3 protein-coding genes and 1 pseudogene are annotated in these 4,139 nt (G+C 66.3%); all 4 read right to left on the minus strand.

Annotation, left to right across the window (positions count from 1 at the left end; genetic code table 11):
* Positions 1 to 138: 138 nt before the first annotated feature.
* Positions 139 to 768 (minus strand): guanylate kinase, encoded by a 630-nt coding sequence (gene gmk, locus NTW26_11240; GenBank protein ID MCX7022823.1) that lies wholly within the window; start codon positions 766 to 768, stop codon positions 139 to 141.
* Positions 769 to 775: 7 nt separating this feature from the next.
* Positions 776 to 1,588 (minus strand): YicC family protein, encoded by an 813-nt coding sequence (locus tag NTW26_11245; protein MCX7022824.1) that lies wholly within the window; start codon positions 1,586 to 1,588, stop codon positions 776 to 778.
* A 121-nt stretch (positions 1,589 to 1,709) separates the two neighbouring features.
* Positions 1,710 to 2,495, minus strand: a pseudogene (locus tag NTW26_11250) (tetratricopeptide repeat protein).
* Between the two features lie 226 nt (positions 2,496 to 2,721).
* On the minus strand, positions 2,722 to 4,139 hold a 1,418-nt coding region (locus tag NTW26_11255), incomplete at its 5' end, for a hypothetical protein (GenBank protein MCX7022825.1).

Below are 4,139 nucleotides of genomic sequence, written 5' to 3' on the forward strand. Positions count from 1 at the left end.
GCCGTCGGGATAGAGCTGGCCCGAGGCGTACCCGGTGATCTCGATGTCGGCCATGGGGTTTGGCAGCGGCTCGGCGGGCTCGCATCCCGTCAGGAGGGCCGCCGCCGCGAAAATCAAGAGAACCGACAGGCGTCCCATCTATCCCTCCCCAAGCTCGGGGAAGCGTTTTCCGAGAATGCCGGCCAGCCGGGCGCTGCGGAGGTGCTCGGCGGTGATGACGGCCTCCACCTCGTACACCGCCCGGCGCAGGACGTCGTTCACCACGATGTAGTCGTAGTCCGGAGCGCGGCGGAGCTCGTCCAGGGCGTTCGTCATCCTCCGCTCGACGAGCGCCGGCTCCTCGGAGCGGCGATGCTCGAGCCGCTCCCGCAGCGTCGCCAGGTCGGGGGGGACGATGAATATCAGCAGCGCATCCCCGCCGTAAATACCGCGGATGGAGTCGCCCCCCTGAACGTCCACATCGAGAACGGCATCCCGGCCTTCACGTAACGCCCGTTCAAGCGGCTCGCGCGGTGTGCCGTACCAATGGTCGTGCACCCGGGCGGTCTCGATGAATTCCCCCGCCTCCCGCCGCCGCAGGAACTCCTTCTCGTCGAGAAAGTGGTACTGGACGCCGTCCGCCTCGTTGGCCCGCCGGGGGCGCGTGGTGGCCGAGATGGAGTAGAAAAATTCGGCGTGCCTCTCAGCCAGCGCGTTGTAGATGCTCGTCTTGCCGCCGCCGGAGGGCGAGGAGATGACGATGGGGATGCCGCGTGGCTTTTCTTCCATCAAATCCTCAGGCGATGTTCGCCGCCTGCTCGCGAATCCGGTCCAGGGTGACCTTCATATCCAACACCAGAGGGGTGATATCGGTTCCGGAGGCTTTGCTGCCGCAGGTGTTGAGCTCGCGGAGCACCTCCTGACAGAGGAAGTCCAGCCGACGCCCCTGGGATTCCGTGGAATCCAGGGCCGACCGGAACGCCCCGATGTGCCCCTCCAGCCGGTCCAGTTCTTCGGTCACGTCGGCCCTGGAAGCCAGGTAAGCCACCTCCTGCTCCAGCCGCTCGCGGTCCAGGGTGGTCCCGGTCAGTTCGGAAAGCCTTTCGAAGAGAACGACCTTGATCCGTTCCGGAACCGCGTCGGCGAGGGACCGCAGGGTCGAGAGGTCACCGGCGAGACTATCGAGCATCGCGCCGATTTTATTGGAAAGCTCCTCCCCCTCCCGGCGGCGGGAGTCCGCCAGCCCCCGGAGCGCATCCCCGGCCGTCGCGTCCAGCGCCCGCCCCAAGCGTCCCGCGTCGAGGCGGCCCTCGAACTCGGCCACCACGCCGGGTAGGCGCAAAAGCTCATAGGCCGTCAGATCCCGGGACACCTCGGGGGGCAACGAGGTGGCCGCTTTTATGTAGCCCCGCGCCAAATCGAGATTCACCTTCGGCACGGCCCCGGGATCGGCGAAGCCGGAGAATTCGAGACAGGTCAGGGTGACGCTGCCCCGATCGACGTTCCCCTGGACCAGATTCGTGAGCCGCTGCTCGAAGGCGGACAGAGACGACGGCAGGCGGAACTTGACCGAGAGGTGCTTGCCGTTGACGCTCCTGGCCTCGAGCACCAGGAGGTCGTCGCCCTCCGACCAGCGTCCCCGCCTCCGCGAACCGCCCGTTGTAAATGTAGGCCCGGCCGATGAGGTTGTGGTACTCGGCTATACCCTCGCCGAGGCTTCGCGCCCGCTCCAGGAGGTCCAGCGCCGCGGCGTACTCCCCCCGGCTCAACAGAATGACGGCCAGTCCGCGGTAGGCTTCGTAGAAGCGGCTATCCTTCACCATGAGCTTGTCGTACGACTTCTCGGCCATGGTGTAGGAACCCTTCTCCTCCAGCGTCCAGGCCAGCTCGAGGTGCAGTCGCCACTCGCGCTCATCGGCCATCCCGGCCCGACGGTAGATGCGCATGGCCTTGCCGCTCTCGCCCAGGGCGTCGAGGATGTCCCCGTAGTATTTGAGCGCCCAACAATCGTCGGGTTCCTCGCGCAGGACGGTGATAATCTCGTTCAGCGCCCGCGGGGTATCGCCCGACTGTAGGTACGCCCGGGCCAGCTCCCGGCGCGCCGTCAGGAAACCCCGGTTGAGCTTGATCGCTTCGATGAGGTAGTCGGCCTGCTGCGCCGGGTTGCCCACGGTGCTGACGGCCCGGCAGTACCACCGGTAGGCGACGGCGTCATCGGTGATCAAGTTCTGGGCCTCTTTCAACTCCTCTTCCGTCAGGGGTTCGCCGATGGCCAGGCGGACCTCCTTGTAAATCTCCACCTCGATGGCGAAGATGTCCACGCCCGTGAAGCGGATGTTGAAGAGTTCCCTCTTTTCGGGGTAGGTCAGGCAGGTGACCTCAACCGAGTAGCGCACATCCCCCAGCGGGTCCTCCGGCTGCTCGATGAGGTAGGAACCGCGGAGGTAGTAGTCGGGCTTGAGGTTAGCGAGGATTCTTTCCCGATCCTCCTCGCTGAAACTGCGCTGACGCCCCATCTGGAGCTCCTGGAGCGCCTGGTGCAAAGTGCGCCAGTCGAGGCCCACGGCGGAATTCGACTCGTTCAGGCGCCAGGCCAGAGACTCGGTCAGCCCCATGAGATACCAGGCGTCCTGGGGCGACCCCTCGTTCTCCAGGGGTAGCGCGACCACGCGCGGGGCGCCGAGCGCCGCGCAGGTCAGCATCGCCAGGAGAAAAAGGAGTGTTTTCGGCATAAAGATTTACCTAAGGCGTCGGCGTCGGTTCCGGAGTGGGCTCCGGTTCCGGTGGAGGCGCCGGGGTGTTGTTCACGCTGAAGCTCGTCTCGGACGGCTCGCCCGTGTCGTTGTCGGCGGGGATGACGCGCAGCTTGCCGCCGGCCGCTACGGCGCCCAACTGACCCGGGGCGTCCCAGGTGACGGTGACGGGGCCGGTCAATCCGCTAAGTTTGCCGGTGTAACTCGCCGGCGTCCAGCCCGCCCCCGCGTCGTACTCCAGGTCGCAGTCCACCGGGTCGCCTTCGGGATCCTTGGGCGTGACCGTCACCGCCACGGGGCCGGTTATCACGCCCGCCGGGACGGTCACCGTCGCCGTGGGCGGCTTGTTGTTGTCCAGCGGGAAGATGCCCGTCTGTCCCGAGGTCCCCTTGTCGTTGTCCGAGGGAGTGGCCCGGAGCATCGCCGCGTTCACGTCCACGCCGGGCGCGTCGGTATCGCTCCGCCATGTAAGCTTGCCCTTGCCGGGCTTTATCCCCGTGGTCGTCTCGGTCACCGTCGCGGGCTTCCAGCTCGAACCGCCGTCCAGGCTGTACTCGACGACCAGGTTCACCGTGTCGCCCTCGCGGTCGGAAACGTTGTACCCGACGGACACCGCGCCGGTTTGCTCACCGGACGGCGTGTCCAGGTCCATGAGCGGGGGCTCGGAATTGTCCAGGCGGAAGGGGCCCGTCTGCGCCGGCTCACCCTTGTCGTTGTCCGACGGGGTGATGCGGAAATACACCTTTTCGAGGTCCACGCGGTCCAGGTCGCCGGCGGAGTTCCACTTGAGCTGCCCCCGGCCCGGTTTCACGCCCTCTGTCTGGCCGGTGACGTTGGCCGGCTTCCAGGTCGAACCGTCGGTGGAAAATTCGGCCTTCAGGCTGCACGGGTCGCCTTCCCGGTCCTCCAGGTTGAAGGAAATCGTGACTTCGGCGGTGAGCTCGCCGGTGACTGCGTCGAGCGTTATCCGGGGCACGTCGGAGTCGTCCACCTGGAACGCCGTGGTCTGGCCCGTCTCGCCCTTGTCGTTGTCCGACGGGGTGATGCGGAACAGGTAGTTGCCGTCCAGTTCGTCCACGTCGCTCTTGGACTTCCAGGTCAGCGAGCCGGAACCCGGCTTCACGCCTTCAACCGCCCCGCTAACCGTCGCGGCCTTCCACGTGGCGCCGCCCTCGGCGGAGTACTCGGGGACCAGGCTGATGGGATCACCTTCTCGGTCCGTCAAATTGTAAGCAATCACCACGTCAGCGGTCTGCTCGCCCGACGGGGTGGTCAGCGTAATCGCGGGCACGTCGGAGTCGTCCACCTGGAACGCCGTGGTCTGGCCCGTCTCGCCCTTGTCGTTGTCCGACGGGGTGATGCGGAACAGGTAGTTGCCGTCCAGTTCGTCCACGTCGCTCTTGGACT

It is taken from the genome of bacterium (assembly GCA_026398675.1).
GTDB lineage: Bacteria > RBG-13-66-14 > RBG-13-66-14 > RBG-13-66-14 > RBG-13-66-14 > RBG-13-66-14.